The sequence below is a fragment of the Pseudomonas sp. W3I7 genome (assembly GCF_030816095.1).
In the GTDB taxonomy this organism is placed as follows: Bacteria; Pseudomonadota; Gammaproteobacteria; order Pseudomonadales; family Pseudomonadaceae; genus Aquipseudomonas; species Aquipseudomonas salomonii.
Window position 1 is genome coordinate 980,974 of record NZ_JAUSXP010000001.1, and the last position, 20,022, is coordinate 1,000,995.

The 20,022-nt window shown below is 60.8% G+C and carries 16 protein-coding genes; 3 read left to right on the top strand and 13 right to left on the bottom strand.

The genetic code is table 11. The features are described 5' to 3' along the window. Positions 1–62: 62 nt before the first annotated feature. Positions 63–1,121: a quinolinate synthase NadA gene (nadA, locus tag QF043_RS04610; RefSeq protein WP_056858584.1), complete on the top strand. Its 1,059-nt coding sequence runs from the start codon at positions 63–65 to the stop codon at positions 1,119–1,121. Positions 1,122–1,257: 136 nt separating this feature from the next. On the opposite strand, the gene QF043_RS04615 is transcribed toward nadA, so the two are convergent. The 12 genes from QF043_RS04615 to arcD (QF043_RS04670) all read right to left on the bottom strand — a co-directional run bounded on the left by QF043_RS04615 (position 1,258) and on the right by arcD (QF043_RS04670) (position 15,768). Continuing rightward, complete coding sequence (locus QF043_RS04615) at positions 1,258–1,746, bottom strand: RDD family protein (RefSeq protein WP_307417648.1); 489 nt, start codon at positions 1,744–1,746, stop codon at positions 1,258–1,260. A 94-nt stretch (positions 1,747–1,840) separates the two neighbouring features. Further along, positions 1,841–2,053, bottom strand: a complete 213-nt coding sequence (locus QF043_RS04620) for a cold-shock protein (protein WP_017139143.1) — start codon at positions 2,051–2,053, stop codon at positions 1,841–1,843. A 389-nt stretch (positions 2,054–2,442) separates the two neighbouring features. Beyond that, the gene (gene gcvT, locus QF043_RS04625) at positions 2,443–3,567 is read right to left on the bottom strand and encodes a glycine cleavage system aminomethyltransferase GcvT (protein WP_307417649.1); all 1,125 of its coding nucleotides are present in this window, start codon (positions 3,565–3,567) and stop codon (positions 2,443–2,445) included. 39 nt (positions 3,568–3,606) lie between these two features. Further along, positions 3,607–4,983: an L-serine ammonia-lyase gene (locus QF043_RS04630; RefSeq protein ID WP_307417650.1), complete on the bottom strand. Its 1,377-nt coding sequence runs from the start codon at positions 4,981–4,983 to the stop codon at positions 3,607–3,609. Between the two features lie 189 nt (positions 4,984–5,172). After that, the gene (gene gcvP / locus QF043_RS04635; RefSeq protein ID WP_305455256.1) at positions 5,173–8,010 is read right to left on the bottom strand and encodes an aminomethyl-transferring glycine dehydrogenase; all 2,838 of its coding nucleotides are present in this window, start codon (positions 8,008–8,010) and stop codon (positions 5,173–5,175) included. Positions 8,011–8,020: 10 nt separating this feature from the next. Further along, positions 8,021–8,404 carry a glycine cleavage system protein GcvH gene (gene gcvH / locus QF043_RS04640; RefSeq protein WP_005790845.1) on the bottom strand — a complete coding sequence of 128 codons (384 nt, stop codon included), beginning with the start codon at positions 8,402–8,404 and terminating at the stop codon, positions 8,021–8,023. Between the two features lie 403 nt (positions 8,405–8,807). Beyond that, on the bottom strand, positions 8,808–10,316 hold the full coding sequence (locus QF043_RS04645) for a sigma-54-dependent transcriptional regulator (RefSeq protein ID WP_305455253.1): 1,509 nt from the start codon (positions 10,314–10,316) through the stop codon (positions 8,808–8,810). Positions 10,317–10,499: 183 nt separating this feature from the next. After that, positions 10,500–10,862 (bottom strand): DUF5064 family protein, encoded by a 363-nt coding sequence (locus QF043_RS04650; protein ID WP_307417651.1) that lies wholly within the window; start codon positions 10,860–10,862, stop codon positions 10,500–10,502. A gap of 18 nt (positions 10,863–10,880) precedes the next feature. Continuing rightward, positions 10,881–11,810 (bottom strand): carbamate kinase, encoded by a 930-nt coding sequence (gene arcC, locus QF043_RS04655; RefSeq protein ID WP_058422252.1) that lies wholly within the window; start codon positions 11,808–11,810, stop codon positions 10,881–10,883. 173 nt (positions 11,811–11,983) lie between these two features. Continuing rightward, the gene (locus QF043_RS04660; protein WP_015885593.1) at positions 11,984–12,994 is read right to left on the bottom strand and encodes an ornithine carbamoyltransferase; all 1,011 of its coding nucleotides are present in this window, start codon (positions 12,992–12,994) and stop codon (positions 11,984–11,986) included. A gap of 69 nt (positions 12,995–13,063) precedes the next feature. Beyond that, positions 13,064–14,320, bottom strand: coding sequence for an arginine deiminase (arcA, locus tag QF043_RS04665; RefSeq protein ID WP_058422253.1), 1,257 nt, complete (start codon positions 14,318–14,320; stop codon positions 13,064–13,066). A 20-nt stretch (positions 14,321–14,340) separates the two neighbouring features. After that, on the bottom strand, positions 14,341–15,768 hold the full coding sequence (gene arcD, locus QF043_RS04670) for an arginine-ornithine antiporter (RefSeq protein WP_307417652.1): 1,428 nt from the start codon (positions 15,766–15,768) through the stop codon (positions 14,341–14,343). Between the two features lie 446 nt (positions 15,769–16,214). Between arcD (QF043_RS04670) and arcD (QF043_RS04675) the strand changes: the two genes are divergently transcribed. Together arcD (QF043_RS04675) and QF043_RS04680 are read left to right on the top strand one after the other, a co-directional pair. Next, on the top strand, positions 16,215–17,642 hold the full coding sequence (gene arcD, locus QF043_RS04675) for an arginine-ornithine antiporter (RefSeq protein ID WP_307417653.1): 1,428 nt from the start codon (positions 16,215–16,217) through the stop codon (positions 17,640–17,642). After that, positions 17,639–18,502 (top strand): DNA-3-methyladenine glycosylase, encoded by an 864-nt coding sequence (locus QF043_RS04680; protein ID WP_307417654.1) that lies wholly within the window; start codon positions 17,639–17,641, stop codon positions 18,500–18,502. The genes arcD (QF043_RS04675) and QF043_RS04680 overlap by 4 nt, the downstream gene beginning before the upstream one ends. A gap of 157 nt (positions 18,503–18,659) precedes the next feature. Here QF043_RS04680 and QF043_RS04685 read toward each other — a convergent pair whose 3' ends face one another. Continuing rightward, a complete protein-coding gene (locus QF043_RS04685; protein ID WP_307417656.1) occupies positions 18,660–20,009 on the bottom strand; it encodes a CoA transferase in 1,350 nt (449 codons plus the stop codon). Positions 20,010–20,022: the final 13 nt, after the last annotated feature.

Below are 20,022 nucleotides of genomic sequence, written 5' to 3' on the forward strand. Positions count from 1 at the left end.
GGGCTCCAGAGCCGGTGGTACACTCGACTTTCGCGCTTACTGCGCTTGCAGGTCTTGCGAACATGACGCAAATTTCCGAACGCCTACTGGTACAAGCCCACCTCGACGCCAAGCAGCCCAAGGCGCTGAGTGCCGATGAAGAGGCGAGCCTGCGCAGCGCCATCGCCGCCGAGCTCAAGGCTCAGGACGCGGTGCTGGTTGCGCACTTCTATTGCGACCCGGTGATTCAGGCCCTGGCCGAAGAAACCGGTGGCTGCGTGTCCGACTCCCTGGAGATGGCCCGCTTCGGCGCGGCCCACCCGGCCAAGACGGTGTTGGTCGCCGGCGTGCGTTTCATGGGCGAGACCGCCAAAATCCTTACCCCCGAAAAACGCATCCTCATGCCCACCCTGGAAGCCACCTGCTCCCTGGACCTGGGCTGCCCGGTGGATGAGTTCTCGGCGTTCTGCGACCAGCACCCCGAGCGCACGGTGGTGGTGTACGCCAACACCTCGGCGGCGGTCAAAGCCCGGGCCGACTGGGTGGTGACCTCCAGCTGTGCGCTGGAAATCGTCGAAAGCCTGATGGACAACGGCGAGACGATTATCTGGGGCCCGGACAAGCACCTGGGTACTTACATTCAGCGCCAGACCGGCGCAGACATGTTGCTGTGGGACGGCGCGTGCATCGTCCACGAAGAGTTCAAGTCCAAGCAACTCGAAGACATGAAGGCGCTGTACCCGGACGCCGCGATCCTGGTGCACCCGGAGTCGCCGACGGCGGTGATTGAGCTGGCGGACGCGGTGGGTTCCACCAGCCAACTGATTGCCGCGGCCCAGCGCTTGCCGAACAAGACCTTCATCGTGGCCACCGACCGCGGCATCTTCTACAAGATGCAGCAGTTGTGCCCGGATAAAGTCTTCGTTGAGGCACCGACCGCCGGCAACGGCGCAGCCTGCCGCAGTTGTGCGCATTGCCCGTGGATGGCGATGAATACGCTGGAGCGCACACTGCAATGTTTGCGTGAGGGCAGTAATGAGATCTTCGTCGAGCCCTCGGTGATCCCCCACGCCGTACGCCCGCTCAAGCGCATGCTGGACTTTACCCAGGCTGCGCGCTTGAAACTGGCGGGTAACGCCTGACCTGAAGTTGAACACATAACACAATGTGGGAGCTGGCTTGCCTGCGATAGCGGTCGTTCAGTCACAGCAATATTGACTGATAGGCCGCCATCGCAGGCAAGCCAGCTCCCACACGTGATCTCTAGTGTTCTTGGGTTTACTTTTTCTGCTTGGGAATCCGCACCAACTGCGTATCCGAGTAGATGTCATGCCAGCTGCGCTTGCGCTTATCAAACAGCGTCCAGACAAACCCCAGCCCCACGCACAACCACGACGCAATCGCTACCACAAACCGCAGCAGCGCCTGCCACAGGCTGATGCGCGAGCCGTCGGCGTTCTGCACGCGTACGCCCCATACCTGCATGCCCAATGTCTGCCCGGAATGGGTCCAGAACTTGGCGAAGAAACCAAACAGCACAAAAAACAGAATCGTTGACAGCAGCGGGTCGCCGTCCAGCGCGCCGGATTCGGTGAGCGTACGCATCCTGGCTTCGCCGATAAACGCCATCCACACCAGCTTGTAGATAAACGCGGTGACGATCAGCAGGGCAGTGCACAACAGGAAGTCATAGAACATCGCTGCCAGACGACGGCCCAGGCCAACGGCGGGAAATTCGCCTTGGGGGCTCAACAAAGGTTTGGGCATGGCCGTCTCTCTTGAGAAAAAAGCCATTTTACGAGCAAACGCACATAAAAAAGCCCCTGATGTCACCATCAGGGGCTTTTTGTCGCAGTAAGGATCAGCCTTCTGCTTGTACTTCGTCAGCCTGCATGCCTTTCTGGCCTTGCACGGCAATGAAGCTGACTTTCTGGCCTTCTTTGAGGCTCTTGAAGCCGTTGCCCTGAATAGCGCGGAAATGCACGAACAGATCCGGACCGCTTTCTGGAGTGATAAAACCAAACCCTTTCTCGTCGTTAAACCACTTGACGGTACCGCTCTGACGATTCGACATTTCTTATTTCCTTTGACGCTAAAAATTAATGACAGCCCCTTTCACCTGAAAGAGTACTGGGCTGGGTTGCAGGAAAGTAAGAGACGTCGAACGGGTTGTAGCAACTACTTTAGCTACTGCCCAGGTCAGGTTCCAAGCGACCCATGCAAACACAGTGGCTAAACTTTACGTCAACTAATACAGAAAAAACAAGCCCCGCAAATCCCCAGGTTTTGCTCGGCCATATGACACTTCGTTGACTAAAAGTGGATCCCACATATTCGATAGCGTAATTCACTTGTTATAGGTCGGTGTCTATAAAATGACTATCGTCAATGCACTCTTTTATGGCGGTTGCGTTACAAATTAGTGCGCGTTAACGCAACCGCGTTACTTATTGGAACAGTCAATCAGCCACGGTAGTAACGTTGCGGTACAAATGGCATTTTACTTACACGCAGTGGCACCTTTTTCCCACGTACCAACGCAGACACTTCGGTGTCCAGTGCGATAAATGCGCTGTCCAGGTAACCCATGGCCAGCGGCCCGCCCAAGGTCGGACCAAAGCCGCCGCTGCACACGCTGCCGATCACCGTGCCGTGCTCATCGACGATTTCTGCACCTTCGCGCACCGGGGTCCGTTCCTGTGGCAACAGGCCAACGCGCTTGCGGGTTACACCGGCTTGCTGCTGGGTGAAGATGCGGTCGGCGCCGGGGAAGCCGCCGGCACGTGCGCCATCGGCACGACGGGCCTTGGAGATCGCCCACAGCAGGCTGGCTTCAATCGGCGTGGTCTCGGTGTTCATGTCATGCCCGTAGAGGCACAGGCCGGCTTCCAGGCGCAGGGAATCGCGGGCGCCCAGGCCAATGGCTTGTACTTCGGCCTCGGCGAGCAGGCTGCGCGCCAGGCTCTCGGCATTGGCCGCCGGTACGGAAATCTCAAAACCGTCTTCGCCGGTGTAGCCCGAGCGGCTCACGTAGCAGTCCACGCCCAGCAGGCGCAGGGTGGCGAACTGCATGAAGGTCATCTTGGTCACTTCCGGCGCCAGGCGCGCCAGCACTTTCACTGCCGCCGGGCCTTGCAGGGCCAGCAGGGCGCGCTCTTCGAACAACGGTTCGATGCTGCACTGCTCGCCAATGTGTTTGCGCAGGTGGGCCAGGTCCTGATCCTTGCAGGCCGCGTTGACCACCAGGAACAGTTCGTCGTTGCCCAGGTTGGCCACCATCAGGTCGTCAAGGATGCCGCCCTGGTCATTGGTGAACATAGCGTAGCGCTGCATGCCGACTGGCAGGTCGATAATGTCGACCGGCACCAGGGTTTCCAGGGCCTTGGCGGCATTCGCGCCGGTCAGGCGGATCTGGCCCATGTGGGACACGTCGAACAACCCGGCTTGATCACGGGTGTGCAGGTGTTCCTTCATCACGCCCAGCGGGTATTGCACCGGCATGTCGTAGCCGGCGAAGGGCACCATGCGCGCGCCCAACTCGATGTGCAGGGCGTGCAATGGGGTTTTCAACAGGGTTTCGGTGGACATGTTCAGCTCCTGAAAAACGTGCGGACGCGCGGGTGGGCGTCAGCACTCGATAATGTTGACGGCCAAACCGCCACGGGCGGTTTCCTTGTATTTGCTTTTCATATCGGCGCCGGTCTGGCGCATGGTGCGGATGACCTTGTCGAGTGAGACGAAGTGCTGCCCGTCGCCACGCAAAGCCATGCGCACCGCATTGATCGCCTTGACCGAGCCCATGGCATTGCGCTCGATGCACGGCACCTGCACCAGCCCGCCAATCGGGTCGCAGGTCAGGCCGAGGTTGTGTTCCATGCCGATTTCGGCGGCGTTTTCCACTTGGGACACGCTGCCGCCCAACACTTCGCACAAAGCACCGGCAGCCATGGAACAGGCCACGCCGACTTCGCCTTGGCAGCCGACTTCGGCGCCGGAAATCGAGGCGTTTTCCTTGTACAAAATTCCGATGGCGGCGGCGGTGAGCAGAAAGCGCACCACGCCGTCCTCGTTCGCACCGGGGATAAAGCGCATGTAGTAATGCAGCACCGCCGGCACGATCCCGGCCGCACCGTTGGTGGGCGCGGTGACCACGCGCCCGCCGTTGGCGTTTTCTTCGTTGACCGCCAGCGCATACAGGTTGACCCAGTCGAGTACCGACAACGGGTCACGCAGCGCCGACTCCGGGTTCTTGCACAGCTGCCGATGCAGCGCCGCCGCACGGCGCTTGACCTTCAAGCCACCGGGCAAGATACCTTCGTTGCGACACCCGGCATCCACGCAGTCCTGCATCACCTGCCAGATGTTCAGCAAACCGGCGCGGGTTTCCGCCTCCGGGCGCCAGGCGCTTTCATTGGTCAGCATCACCTGGCTGATGGACAGCCCGTAGGTGGCGCAATGGCCGAGCAAATCCTTGGCGTGCTTGAAAGGAAAGGTCAGCGGCGTGGTGTCTTCGACAATCCGGTCAGCACCGGCGGCGTCTTCATCCACCACAAACCCACCGCCGACCGAGTAATACTCGCGGCTGCGGATCTGGATCCCGGCGGCGTCGAAGGCGCGAAAAATCATGCCATTGGGGTGGTAGGCGAGAGGCTTGCGAATCATCGCCAGGTGTTCTTTCTCGTTGAACGCAATGCCGTGTTCGCCGAGCAGGTTCAAGCGACCGTCACTGCGCATTTGCGCAAGGCGTGCGGCGACGGTTTCGGTATTCACGGTGTCCGGGTGTTCGCCTTCCAGGCCCAGCAACACGGCCTTGTCGCTGCCGTGGCCTTTGCCGGTGGCGCCCAGTGAGCCATAGAGTTCCACCTTGATGCCGCTGGTGGTGTTCAGCAGGTTGTCACGCTTGAGGCCTTCGACGAATCGAGCCGCCGCACGCATCGGGCCGACGGTGTGGGAGCTGGAGGGGCCGATGCCAATCTTGAACAGGTCGAACACGCTAAGGGACATGGTTGTTCTCCGGTTTCTTATTATTTTTGAAGGCTGGCTCGGTCAATGTAGCAACCGGGCTTGTGTGGGAGCTGGCTTGCCTGCGATAGCATCACCCTGGTCTACCTGATAGACCGAGGTGCCTGCATCGCAGGCAAGCCAGCTCCCACAAAAGCCAGCTCCCACATTGACCGTGTTCAGTCAGTCAGGTTACGCGTAGCTCTCGATCGATGGGCACGCACACACCAGGTTACGGTCGCCAAACACGTTGTCGACGCGGCCAACCGGCGGCCAGTATTTGCCTTCGATCAAGGACGCCACCGGGTACACCGCCTGTTCACGGCTGTACGGGTGGCTCCATTCACCGACGATTTCAGCCGCCGTGTGCGGGGCGTTTTTCAGTGGGTTGTCGTCCTTGTCCAAGGTGCCGTTTTCCACTGCGCGAATTTCCTCGCGAATGGCAATCATGGCGTCACAGAAGCGGTCCAGTTCTTCCTTGGATTCGCTTTCGGTCGGCTCGATCATCAAGGTGCCCGCCACCGGGAACGACATGGTCGGCGCATGGAAGCCAAAGTCGATCAGGCGCTTGGCCACGTCATCCACGCTGATGCCGCTGCTGTCTTTCAATGGGCGCAGGTCGAGGATGCATTCGTGCGCCACCAGGCCGTTGCTGCCGGTGTAGAGCACGGGGTAATGCTCTTCGAGACGACGGGAAATGTAGTTGGCGTTCAGGATCGCCAGCTGCGAGGCGCGCTTGAGGCCCGCGCCGCCCATCATGCTGATGTACATCCAGGTGATCGGCAGGATGCTCGCGCTGCCAAATGGCGCCGCGCATACCGCGCCTTCCTTGCGCTCCATGGCCGCGTGGCCTGGCAGGAATGGCGTGAGGTGGGATTTAACCCCAATCGGGCCAACGCCCGGGCCGCCACCGCCGTGCGGGATGCAGAAGGTTTTGTGCAGGTTAAGGTGGGACACGTCGCCACCGAACTTGCCCGGTGCGCACAGGCCGACCATCGCGTTCATGTTGGCGCCGTCGATGTACACCTGGCCGCCGTTGTCATGAATGATCCCGCAGATTTCGCGGATGCCTTCTTCGAACACGCCGTGGGTGGACGGGTAGGTGATCATCAGCGCGGCGAGGTGTTCGCGGTGCTCGATGGCCTTGGCGCGCAGGTCTTCGATGTCGACGTTGCCGCGTGCATCGCAGGCGGTGACCACCACGCGCATACCGGCCATGTTGGCGGTCGCAGGGTTGGTGCCGTGGGCCGACGATGGGATCAGGCAGATGTCGCGGCGTTCTTCGCCACGGCTCTGGTGGTAAGCGCGGATGGCCAGCAGGCCTGCGTATTCACCTTGGGAACCGGCGTTCGGTTGCAAGGAAATCGCGTCATAACCGGTGGCCGCGCAGAGCATGGCTTCCAGATCGGAAGTCAGCTCCAGGTAGCCGGCGCTTTGTGCGGCCGGGGCGAACGGGTGCAGGGCACCGAATTCAGCCCAGGTGACCGGGATCATTTCGCTGGCGGCGTTGAGTTTCATGGTGCACGAGCCCAGCGGGATCATGGTGCGGTCCAGCGCCAGGTCCTTGTCGGCCAGCTTGCGCAGGTAGCGCATCAGCTCGGTTTCGGAGTGGTAACGGTTGAACACCGGGTGGCTGAGGATCGGCGACTGGCGCAGCAGCGCGGCGGGCAAGGTGCTTTCAGTCGCAGCAAAGGCGGGCAGCGCCTTGCCGTCGGCGAAGATTGCCCACAAGGCTTCGATATCGGCCTGGGTGGTGGTTTCGTCAACCGACAGGCCAACGCGCTCGGCATCGACTACACGCAGGTTGATGCGCTGGGCGCGAGCCTTGTCGTGCAGGGCGGCGGTGTTGGCGCCCGTGTTGAGGGTGATCGTGTCGAAGAAGTTTGCCTGCTCAACCTTAAGGCCCAGGGCGGTCAAGCCTTTGGCCAGGATCGCGGTCAGCTGGTGAATGCGCTGGGCGATCCGGGTCAGGCCTTTGGGGCCGTGGTACACGGCGTACATGCTGGCGATGTTGGCCAACAGTACCTGCGCGGTGCAGATGTTGCTGGTGGCTTTCTCGCGACGGATATGTTGCTCGCGGGTCTGCATGGCCAGGCGCAGGGCCGGCTTGCCGAAACGGTCGACCGACACACCGACCAGACGGCCGGGCATATCGCGCTTGAACGCATCCTTGGTGGAGAAGTACGCCGCGTGCGGGCCACCAAAGCCCAGCGGCACGCCGAAGCGTTGCGCGCTGCCGATGGCCACGTCGGCGCCGAACTCACCCGGCGGGGTCAGCAGGGTCAGGGCCAGCAGGTCGGCGGCGACCGCGACCAAGGCATTGGCAGCGTGGAAACGCTCGGTCAGTTCGCGGTAATCAAACACATCACCGTTGCTGGCCGGGTATTGCAGCAGGGCGCCGAAGAACGCGCTGACGTCGGTCAGCTCGCGTTCATCGCCCACCACCACGTCGATGCCCAACGGCTCGGCACGGGTGCGCAGCACGTCGAGGGTCTGTGGGTGGCTATGCACGGAGGCGAAGAAAGCGTTGCTGCCCTTGTTCTTGCTCAGGCGCTTGCAGAAGGTCATGGCTTCGGCGGCGGCGGTGGCTTCGTCGAGCAAGGAAGCGTTGGCAATCGGCAGGCCGGTGAGGTCACTGATCAGGGTCTGGAAATTCAACAGCGCTTCCAGGCGGCCTTGGGAAATCTCGGGTTGATACGGGGTGTAGGCGGTGTACCAGGCCGGGTTTTCCAGCAGGTTGCGCAGGATCGGCGACGGCGTGTGGCAGTTGTAGTAGCCCTGGCCGATGTAAGTCTTGAACAGCTGGTTCTTGCCGGCGATGGCCTTGATCTTGGCCAGGGCCTGGGCTTCGCTCAGGCCGTCTTCCAGGCCGAGCACGCTGGTGCCCTTGATGCTTTCCGGGATCACGCTGGCGCTGAGGGCTTCGAGGGAATCAAAGCCCAGGCTTGCGAGCATCTGCTGCTCATCTTCCTGGCGCGGGCCGATGTGGCGGGCGATGAATTCGTTGGCGGTGCTGAGATTGATGGTCATGGTGCGCTCCTCAGGCTTCAGCGTTGGCTTTGATCAGGCGGTCGTACGCATCCTGATCCAACAGCTTAGCCACTGCATCGGCGTCGGCGGGTTTAAAGCGGAAGAACCAGCCTTCGCCCATCGGGTCTTCGTTAACCAGTTCGGGGCTGCCATCGAGTTTGTCATTCACTTCGAGGACTTCACCGTCCAAGGGCATGTAAACACCGCTGGCGGCTTTCACCGATTCCACGGTGGAGGCTTCGGCGCCCTTGTCGTAAGCCTGCAACTCCGGCAGTTGCACGAAAACCACATCACCCAGCGCGTTCTGCGCAAAAGCGGTGATACCCACGGTGACGCTGCCATCGGCTTCGGCGCGCAGCCATTCGTGATCTTCAGTGAAACGCAACTCGCTCATGGAAACTCCTCAGGGCCAGATTCGTCTGGTGGACGGGATTGGAATAATGGGGAGTTACTTAGCAATATTGCGGCCAATGTCATTAACTCGTTATAAATCAACGGCTTAACTATTTTGGTTATGAGGATATGATTTTTAGCTGTAGCGATTTCGCTACACTTGAGCACACCAAAAAAAGCCTATGTGGATCAAAGCCTTGCATGGCGCGTAAAAAACAGGGTTGTAGCGATATCGTTACGCTGTAGCGCTTTCAGTACAGCGGATGTCGTTTCTAGACTAGATGTGGAACGCTGTCCATGTGGGAGCGGGCTTGCTCGCGAATGCGGAGGGTCAGTTACAAATGAGCTGGCTGGCACACCGCATTCGCGAGCAAGCCCGCTCCCACATTTTGATCTCTACATTTTCAGGGCTTATTGGGAATGCCGTACTTGCGCAAGCGATGGGCAATCGCCGTGTGGGACGTTTGCAAGCGGCTCGCCAGTTGGCGGGTCGAGGGGTAGCTGGCGTAGAGGGTTTCCAGCAGGTTGCGCTCGAAGTCTTCCACCGCCTGTTCCAGGCTGTCGACTTCGCCGTCGCTCTGGCGGGCGACCGAGGTGCCGGCGATGTCGAGGTCGCCGATGTCCACCAGGCTGCTTTCGCAGATGGCGGCGGCGCGGAAGATCACGTTTTGCAGTTGGCGCACATTACCCGGCCAGCGGTTGCCCAGCAGCGCCGGGTAAGTGCCGGGCGCCAGCCGACACACCGGGCGCTGGATCTGCGCACAGGCCTGCTGCATGAAGTAGCGGGCCAGCAGCAGAATGTCCTGGCCGCGCTCGCGCAGTGGCGGCACTTCGACGTTGAGCACATTAAGGCGGTAAAACAGGTCTTCGCGGAAGGTGCCCTCGCTGACCATTTTTTCCAGGTCGCGATGGGTGGCGCTGAGGATGCGCACATTGACCTTCACTTCACGGTCGCCGCCCACCCGGCGAAAGCTGCCGTCATTCAGAAACCGCAGCAGCTTGGCCTGCAAATACGGCGACATCTCGCCAATTTCATCAAGGAACACCGTGCCCTGGTTGGCCAGCTCCATCAGCCCGGGCTTGCCACCACGCTGCGCGCCGGTAAAGGCGCCAGGCGCATAACCGAACAACTCACTTTCGGCCAGGTTCTCCGGCAACGCCGCACAGTTCAAGGCCAAAAACGGTGCACTGTGGCGTGCGCTGATGGCATGGCAGGCGCGCGCGACCAGCTCTTTGCCGGTGCCGGTTTCGCCCTGGATCAACAGCGGCGCATCCAGCGCCGCCACCCGTTGCGCCCGCGCCTTGAGGGTGCGGATCACCGGCGACTCGCCCAGCAATGCATCAAACCCTTCGGCATGGTCGTGATGCAGCGCCGACAGTTGCTCACCGATGCGATTGGGTTGGTACAGGGTCAGCAGGGCGCCGGCGTCGGTGATCGGTGTGGCGTCGAGCAAAAAGGTCTGGCCGTTGACGCTGATCTCGCGCAACGGCAAACGAAAGCCCTGTTCGAGCAACGTCTCCAGCAGCGCCGGGTCGTTGAACAACGCGCTGATGCTTTCGCCCGCCGGTTCGCGGCCATACAGCGCGATCAGCGCCGGGTTGGCCAGCAGGATCTTGCCCGCGCTGTCCAGGGCCAGCACCGGGTCGGTCATGGCCGCCAGCAGCGCGTCGAGTTGCAGGTGGCGGCGTTGGCCGGGGAGGATATCCACCACGGTGACCGCCTGTACGCCGTGCACGCTGAACAGCGCATCGCGCAGTTCTTCGAGCACCTCGGCGCTCAGGGTCGGCGCGTCGATGTACACGTTGGGCGGCACCATCTCCACCGCATCCAGGTTGAGATTGCGCCCACCGAGCAAGGCCAGGACTTCCTGGGTAATGCCGACGCGGTCGATGAAGCTGACGTGGATACGCATGGGATGGCGACAAATCTGCAGAGCGAGAGGCCGCAAGTATGCCTTGGAGCGGATGGAGATCAAAATGTGGGAGCGGGCTTGCTCGCGAATGCGGTGTGTCAGTCTCTTAATTTATTGACTGAAAGACCGCATTCGCGAGCAAGCCCGCTCCCACATTGATGGTGTTGTGTCAGTGCAAACTTGTTACTCCAAGTGTTCGGGCTTGACCGGATCGCCGGACTTCACATCCAGCTGATGCCTTACATCCTCAAACATCAAGTCGTACTGCTTGTGCATCGAGCCGTTAAGCGTTGCAACCTTCGGCATTCCATATTTCTGCGCGATGTTCATCGCATGCCGGGCAAAGTCGAAGGCCTGGTCCTTGGGTAAAAAGAACTCCTCCTTGAGGTTCTTGTCCTGCACCGAGCCGTGCAGTTTGAAGAGCATTCCCTTGCCTTCCTTTGGATCCTGGCTGACCTCGTAGTCGATGCACAGGTTGTAGCTGTAGTCATCCTTGTTGAGCGCGTGACGTTCGATGTGCAGGTGACCGGGTTCAAAGGTGGCCATAGGTGTTTCTCCTCTACTTCACAGGTAGGTGATGCCAGGTTTTGCCGTGCTGATACGCGTGCCGGCGCTGCCCTGGACGATGGCTTCGATGTCCGAGAGTGAACCGATGACGGCAGTTTTGCCAGTCTGACGGGCGAACTCGCAGGCCGCTTGTACCTTCGGCCCCATGGAGCCGGCGGCGAAGCCGAGCTTCTCCATGTCATCGGGATGGGCCTGGCCGATAGCCTTCTGGGTCGGCTTGCCGAAGTCGATAAAAGCCGCATTCACATCGGTGGCGATCACCAGCAAATCGGCGTCCAGTTGCGAAGCCAGGAGCGAGGAACACAGGTCTTTGTCGATCACCGCTTCAATGCCGCGCAGCGTGCCGTCTTCGCCATACATTGTCGGGATGCCGCCGCCACCGGCGCAAATCACAATGGCGCGTTTTTCCAGCAGCCACTTGATCGGGCGGATTTCAAAGATGCGTTTGGGGCGTGGGCTGGCCACCACACGACGGTATTTATCGCCATCGGGGGCGATGGCCCAGCCTTTTTCAGCCGCAAGTTTTTCGGCTTCAGCCTTGGAGTACACCGGGCCAATCGGCTTGGTCGGGTTCTGGAAGGCCGGGTCCTTGGCGTCGACTTCCACTTGGGTGAGCAAGGTGGCGAACGGCACCTCGAAGTCCAGCAGGTTGCCCAGTTCCTGTTCGATGATGTAGCCGATCATGCCTTCGGTCTCGGCGCCGAGCACGTCCAGCGGGTAGGGCGAAACCTGGGTGTAGGCCGCCGCCTGCAACGACAGCAGGCCGACTTGCGGGCCATTGCCGTGGGCGATCACCAGCTCGTTGCCGGGGTGGATCTTGGCGATCTGTTCGGTGGCGATGCGGATATTGGCGCGTTGGTTGTCCGCCGTCATGGGTTCACCACGGCGGAGCAGGGCGTTGCCGCCCAGGGCTACGACGATGCGCATAAAAATGTCCTTCTAGAGTTCTATTTTGCGAACACAGGACCAAATGTGGGAGCGGGCTTGCTCGCGAAAGCGGCGGATCAGTTGATACATGTGCTGACTGACACTCCGCATTCGCGAGCAAGCCCGCTCCCACAGTTTTGATCGCGCTTCAACAGTGGGAACGGTGTTGAGGGTTAAATATCCGCCAGCGCCGACACCAGAATCGCCTTGATGGTATGCATGCGGTTTTCCGCCTGCTCAAACGCGATGTTGGCCGGCGACTCGAACACTTCCTCGGTCACTTCCACGCCATTGGCCAGGTTCGGATAACGCGCGGCGATGTCCTTGCCCACCTTGGTCTCACTGTTATGGAACGCTGGCAGGCAGTGCATGAACTTCACGCGCGGGTTGCCCGAGGCTTTCATCATCTTGGCGTTGACCTGGTACGGCAGCAGTTGCTCGATACGCTCGTCCCACGCTTCCACCGGCTCACCCATCGACACCCAGATATCGGTATGGATGAAGTCCACGCCTTTGACGGCTTCTTTCGGGTCTTCGGTGATGGTGATGCGTGCGCCGCTTTCCTCGGCAAAGGCTTGGCACTGCTTGATAAAGTCTTCGTGTGGCCACAGCGCTTTCGGCGCGCCGATGCGCACGTCCATGCCCAGTTTGGCGCCGATCATCAGCAGCGAGTTACCCATGTTGTAACGCGCGTCGCCCAGGTAGGCGTAGCTGATGTCATGCAGCGGCTTGTCGCTGTGCTCGCGCATGGTCAGGGTGTCGGCGATCATTTGGGTCGGGTGGAATTCGGCGGTCAGGCCGTTGAACACCGGCACACCGGCGAACTTGGCCAGCTCTTCAACGATTTCCTGCTCAAAGCCACGGTACTCGATGGCATCGAACATGCGGCCCAAGACGCGGGCGGTGTCTTTCATGCTTTCCTTGTGGCCGATCTGCGACGACACCGGGTCGATATAGGTGACGTGGGCGCCCTGGTCATGGGCCGCCACTTCGAACGCGCAACGGGTGCGAGTCGAGGTTTTTTCGAAGATCAGCGCGATGTTTTTGCCTTGCAGGTGCGGACGCTCGGTGCCGGTGTACTTGGCGCGTTTGAGGTCGCGGGACAGGTCCAGCAGGTAGTTCAGCTCGCGGGTAGTGTGGTGCATCAGCGAGAGCAGGCTGCGGTTGCGCATATTAAAAGCCATGATGGATCTCCTTAGGTTTCGGTTATCCCCCTGGCCCCTGCTGGATAAGCAGCGGCCAAGGCCAAAAAATCAATAGTCGATTGGGTCGCGGATGATCGGGCAGGTCATGCAGTGGCCACCGCCACGGCCGCGGCCCAGTTCACCGGCGCTGATGGTGATGACTTCCACACCGGCCTTGCGCAGCAGGGTGTTGGTGTAGGTGTTGCGGTCGTAACCGATCACCACGCCAGGCTCCACGGCCACCACGTTGTTGCCGTCATCCCATTGCTCACGCTCGGCGGCGAAGCTGTTGCCGCCGGTCTCGACCACACGCAGTGCCTTGAGGTTGAGCGCTGCGGCCACGGTTTCGAGGAAGTTGGTTTTCTCCCGCTGGATGTCGATGCCGTGCGGCTTGCTTTCATCCGGACGCAGGGTGAAGGGCACGATCTGGTTGACCACTTCGGGGAAGATGGTCACCAGGTCGCGGTCGCAGAAGCTGAACACGGTGTCCAGGTGCATCGCCGCGCGGGACTTCGGCAGGCCGGCAACGATCACGCGTTCCACGGCTTTGTTCTTGAATAGGTTGCGCGCCAGTTGGCCAATCGCCTGGTGCGAAGAACGCTCGCCCATGCCGATCAACACCACGCCATTGCCAATCGGCATCACGTCGCCGCCTTCCAGTGTGGCTGCGCCGTGTTCCTGATCGGGGTCGCCGTACCAGATCTGGAAGTCGGCGTTGGTGAACTCGGGGTGGAATTTATAGATGGCGCTGGCCAACAGGGTTTCCTGACGTCGCGCCGGCCAGTACATCGGGTTGAGCGTCACACCGCCGTAGATCCAGCAGGTGGTGTCGCGGGTGAACTGAGTGTTGGGCAGCGGCGGCAGGATGAAGCTTGAGTGGCCGAGGAAGTCGCGGAACATCTCGATGGTTCGGCCACCAAAGCTGCTCGGCAGGTCATCGGCCGACACGCCGCCAATCAGGAACTCGCTGATCTTGCGCGGCTCCAGGCTGCGCAGCCACGAGCCGACTTCATCGACCAGGCCCAGGCCAACGGTATTGGCGGTGATCTTGCGTTCCAGGATCCAGTCCAGCGCTTCTGGGATGGCGACGATATCGGTCAGCAGGTTGTGCATTTCCAGCACATCAATGTCCCGCTCGCGCATCTTGGTCACGAAGTCGAAGTGGTCGCGTTTGGCCTGGGCCACCCACAACACATCATCGAACAGCAGTTCGTCGCAGTTGTTGGGGGTCAGCCGCTGGTGGGCCAAACCTGGGGAGCACACCATGACTTTGCGCAGTTTGCCGGCTTCGGAATGTACGCCGTACTTCACTTTTTCCGTGGTCATTACAGATCCTCCAGTCAGAATTACAGAGTCAGGAAGCCGTCGTAGAGGCCATAGGCGGCCACGAGGGCGCCAATGACAACTGCGGCAAAAATCAGCTTCTCGACGTGGGTGAAAATCGGTTTGCCCAGTTCATGCTTGGCCTTGGCGAACAGGATCGCGCCGGGGGCATACAGCAGGGCGGACAGCAGCAGGTATTTGGTGCCGCCGGCGTAGAGCAGCCAGATCGCGTAGATCAGGGCGATGGCGCCGATGAACAGGTCTTTCTTGCGCTCGCGCAGAGCGTTTTCGTAGGTCTCGCCGCGCACCGCCAGCAGCAGCGCGTAGGCCGCCGACCACAGGTAAGGCACCAGGATCATCGAGGTGGCGAGGTAGATCAGTGACAGGTAAGTGCTGGCGGAAAACAGCGTGATTACCAGGAAAACCTGAACCATCGCATTGGTCAGCCACAGGGCATTGACCGGCACGTGGTTGGCGTTTTCCTTACGCAGGAACTCCGGCATGGTGTGGTCCTTGGCGGCGGCGAACATGATCTCCGCGCACAGCAACACCCACGACAGCAGCGCACCCAGCAACGAGATGATCAAGCCGACGCTGATCAACACCGCGCCCCAGTGGCCCACCACATGCTCCAGCACGGCAGCCATCGATGGGTTCTGCAGTTTGGCCAGTTCCGGTTGGGTCATGATGCCCAGGGACAGCACGTTCACCAGCATCAGAAACAGCAGCACGGTGATAAAGCCGATCACGGTGGCCTTGCCGACGTCGCTGCGTTTTTCTGCACGGGACGAGAAGATGCTCGCGCCTTCGATGCCGATAAACACCCACACGGTGACCAGCATCATGTTGCGCACCTGGTTCATCACGCTGCCCAGGTCGGGGTTTTTCACGCCCCAGATGTCAGCGGTGAAAATGTCCAGCTTGAACGCGAACAGCGCGATCAATACAAACAGCACCAGCGGCACCACCTTGGCGACGGTGGTCACCAGGTTGATGAAGGCGGCTTCCTTGATGCCGCGCAGTACCAGGAAATGCACGGCCCACAGCAGCACTGACGCGCCAATCACGGCAGCAGGCGTGTTGCCTTCGCCGAAAATGGGGAAAAAATAACCGAGAGTGCTGAACAGCAACACGAAGTAACCGACGTTGCCCAGCCAGGCGCTGATCCAGTAACCCCAGGCCGATGAGAAACCCATGTAGTCGCCGAACCCGGCCTTGGCGTAGGCGTACACGCCGCCGTCGAGGTCAGGCTTGCGGTTGGCCAGGGTCTGGAACACGAAAGCGAGGGTGAGCATGCCGATGGCGGTAATGACCCAGCCGATCAACACCGCGCCGACATCGGCGCTGGCGGCCATGTTTTGCGGGAGTGAGAAGATCCCGCCGCCAATCATTGAGCCCACGACCAGCGCAACCAGGGCGCCGAGTCGAAGTTTTCCGGGAGTTTCAGACATTGCATGACTCCAATGCAGGAGAAGAGAGACCACAGAATAATTCCGTGCGCTAATCAAACAGCTGACTCAGATCACTTCATTGGCACATTCCATTGTGAATTAATGACTTAAGGGTAAAATCCCGAGGCAATAGTCTTCCCCGCAAAGGCGCTTTCCAGAGCGGCTCCTGCGTTTTGATTAATCATTTAGTTGGAGGTATGGACGTTTGACCCTAGCCCTTTTTGTCGAATGTGCAAACTTTTCTCAATTAACTGACTACGCTCGCACAAACTGGCAAAGTGCCTGCTCTATTTAAATTCTAAATAAGCCTAAAATTTATAAACTGTCATGCCATTGCGTTATGAGCGTCACGGTTTAATCGCGGTCTTTAATAAACGCTACACTCGCTGAGTTAATTAGTTGAGTGCGCGCGTGTTCTCTCAAACTATTTTATTTCAGGAGTTTTCATGTCCCAGCCGGCCGAGAAACTGCGTCTCAGCGCACTGATTGCCTTGGTGGTGGGTTCGATGATCGGCGGCGGGATTTTCTCTTTGCCGCAGAACATGGCCGCACGCGCCGAAGTGGGCGCCGTGCTGATCGGCTGGGCCATCACCGCCGTCGGCATGCTCACCCTGGCGTTTGTGTTCCAGACCCTGGCCAATCGCAAACCCGAACTGGACTCCGGCGTGTACGCCTACGCCAAGGCCGGGTTCGGTGACTACATGGGGTTTTCGTCGGCCTGGGGCTATTGGATCAGTGCGTGGATGGGCAACGTCGGTTACTTCGTGTTGCTGTTCAGCACCCTCGGCTACTTTTTCCCGGTGTTCGGCCAAGGCAATACGCCGGTCGCCATCGGCTGCGCCTCGCTGCTGCTGTGGGCGGTGCATTTTCTGGTGCTGCGTGGCATCAAGGAGGCGGCGTTCATCAACCAGATCACCACGGTGGCGAAGATCGTGCCGTTGCTGATGTTTATCGTGATCGCCGCCGTGGCGTTCAAGGCGGATATTTTTACTCGCGATATCTGGGGCCTGGGCAACCCGCAATTTGGCAGCGTGGTCGATCAGGTGCGCAACATGATGCTGGTGACTGTGTTCGTGTTTATCGGCATCGAGGGCGCCAGCGTGTATTCGGCGCGCGCCGAGAAGCGCTTGGACGTGGGCCGCGCCACGGTGATCGGCTTTCTGGGTGTGCTGGCACTGCTGGTGCTGGTGAACGTGCTGTCCCTGGGCATCATGAGCCAGCCGGAGCTGGCGCAATTGCAAAACCCTTCACTGGCAGGTGTGCTGGAACATATCGTCGGGCCGTGGGGCGCGATGGCGATCAGCATCGGGTTGGCCGTGTCACTGCTCGGCGCCTTGCTGTCATGGGCGCTGCTGTGTGCGGAAATCCTCTACGCCACCGCCCATGACAAAACCATGCCGGCCTTCCTGAAAAAGGAAAACCCCAACCGGGTGCCGGTCAATGCGCTGTGGCTGACCAACGTGATGATCCAGGTGTTCCTGGTGATCACGCTGTTTTCCCACAGCACCTACACCACCCTGATTTACCTGGCGTCGTCGATGATCCTGGTGCCGTACCTGTGGTCGGCGGCCTACGCGGTGCTGTTGAGCGGGCGCGGTGAAACCTATGCCGGTGCCCAGCGTCAGCGTTACAAGGATTTGCTGGTCGGCCTGATCGCCCTCGGCTATGCCATCTGGCTGCTGTACGCCGGTGGCTTGAAGTACCTGCTGCTCTCGGCGCTGCTGTATGCGCCCGGCGTGATCCTGTTTGCCCTGGCCAAGCGCGAACAGGGCCAGCCCTTGTTTACGCACATGGAAAAAGGCATTTTCAGTTGCGTGATCGCGGGCGCGGGGCTGGCGGCTTATGGGCTGTATAGCGGGGTGTTGTCGTTGTGAGATTGGCGTATGAGCCGCCCTATGACTGGGCGGCAATGCTGGTTTTTTTATCGGCGCGGGCCATCACCGGGCTGGAGACCGTGGAGGCCGGCGTGTATCGGCGCAGCATCAGCATTGGCGGGCAACACGGCTGCATCAGCGTGGCGCCGGGCGCGGGCGATTGGCTGGAAGTGGGCGTTGAGTTTCCCGACACGGCGGCGCTGCCCGAGATCGAGCGGCGCCTGCGGGCCATGTTCGACCTGGATGCCCAACCTGGGTTGATCAATGCGCAACTGGCCACCGACCCGTTGATGGCGCAGCTGGTGGCTGCGCGCCCCGGCCTGCGCGTGCCGGGGACGTGGGATGGTTTGGAGCTGGCGATTCGTGCGGTGCTGGGCCAGCAGATCACGGTGGTCGCGGCCATTCGCCTGGCGGGTAAATTAGTGGCGCAGTATGGCCAGCCGCTGCACACGCACCATGCGGGTATTACCCATGTGTTTCCTGCTCCTGAAGTCTTGGCGGCGGCGGACCTGGCGACCTTGGGCATGCCCAGGGCGCGGGGCCGTACCTTGTCGGGTGTGGCTCAGGCGTTGCTGGATGATCCGCAATTATTTGCAGCCAAGGCCAGTCTCAAGGACGGCGTGGCGCGCCTGGTAGCCTTGCCGGGAATTGGCGACTGGACCGCGCAGTACATCGCCATGCGTCAATTGCGTGAGCCGGATGCGTTTGCGTCGGGGGATATTGGCTTGATCAATGCGCTGGCGGCGCTGGAAGGCGCGCCGGTGTCGGCGCGGCAGTTGTTGGCCAGAGCTGAGGCGTGGCGGCCTTTAAGGGCGTATGCGGCGCAGCATTTGTGGACGTCGTTGAGTCGGGTGGATTGAGGGCCGCTGTCAGGGCCTCATCGCAGGCAAGCCAGCTCCCACACTTGACTGAGTACATCCTTTGGAATGCGGCCAAATGTGGGAGCTGGCTCTTACACTTGAAAGTGTGAACACAGTCAAATGTGGGAGCTGGCTTGCCTGCGATAGCGATCTCAAGTCACCACTGAGCCCGATGTGAGCCCAATTCCCCGGCGGGCAAATCCCACTGCAACGGCGTGCCACTGATGGTCACCGGCGCCAGCAAACGATGCGCCTGCCCCCACGCCGTCTGCTCCACCACCAAGCCCTGATCGCCCGGTTCTTCGGCCCGCAACGCCGGCTGCTCCGGCACTTGCCCGGCCTCCACCAGCAACTTCGCGGTGCGCGCCAATGACAAGCGCGCCGAACCACCACGGCCGGTTTTCAGGCGTTCGCTCAAGGCTTGAATGGCACTGGCCGCCATCAAATACCCGGTCGCATGATCCAGCGCCTGCAACGGCAACGGCACCGGTTTATCCGCCTGTTTCCAGGCCATGCCGGCGTCGGCAATGCCGCTGCTCATCTGCACCAGGCTGTCGAAGCCGCGACGGTTGCGCCACGGGCCGCTCCAGCCGTAGGCGTTGAGGCTCACGTCGATCAGGCCGGGGGCAAGGTGTTGTAATTCTGTGGCGGTGTAGCCCAACTGTTCGAGCGCGTCGGCGCGGTAGCCGTGGAACAGGATGTCGGCGTCCTTGAGCAGGCTTTCGAACACCTGGCGGTCTTCGGCACTTTTAAGGTCCAGGCGCGCGCAGCGTTTGCCCAGGGTCATTTCCGGCACTACCCCCGGTTCGTTCCAGGTCGGCGAGTCGATGCGCAGTACATCGGCGCCCAGGCCTGCGAGAAAACGACTGGCCACGGGACCGGCCAACACACGGGTCAAGTCCAGCACCTTGATGCCGGCCAGCGGGCGTGCCACCGAGCCGAGCCACGGTTTGTCGCCAGTGGTGTCGAAGGTCTGGCGCTGCACCAATGCCTCGGCGTTCACCGCCAGCCCTTGCGGATGGGTTTGCCAGGCCTGCCATGTGCGCATCTGCGCCGCGCAACCGCCGGCATCGACAAGCGCCTGCTCCAGTTCGGCGGCGTTCCAGGCGGCGACTTTACTGGCCATCTCGGCGCGGTCATTGACCTTGCCCAGTACGTGCTCGGCGGCAGCACGGTGGTGGGGCGCATTGGTGTGCAAACGGATCCAGCCGTCGGCGCTGGCGTAGTCGCCGGCCACCGGGTCCCACAGCGGCGGTACTTGCCAGCCCACTGGGCGAATCGAGGAGGAGAACCAGAAGGAAGCGAGGCGCCGGTCCACGCTCACGCTGGGCAAGCGCCCGGTTTGTTGCTGGATAAGTTGAGCAACCGCCTGGCCGGCAGCGCCGAGGCTGGCGCTGGCCAGTTCGGTCACGGCAAAGGTCGAGGGCAGGGCGCCGGCCTCGGTGAACGTCAGCGGGGTCTGCGGTAAATCGAGTGCGGCTTGGATGGGTGTCAGCAGGTCAGTCATCAAAGGCCCTCCG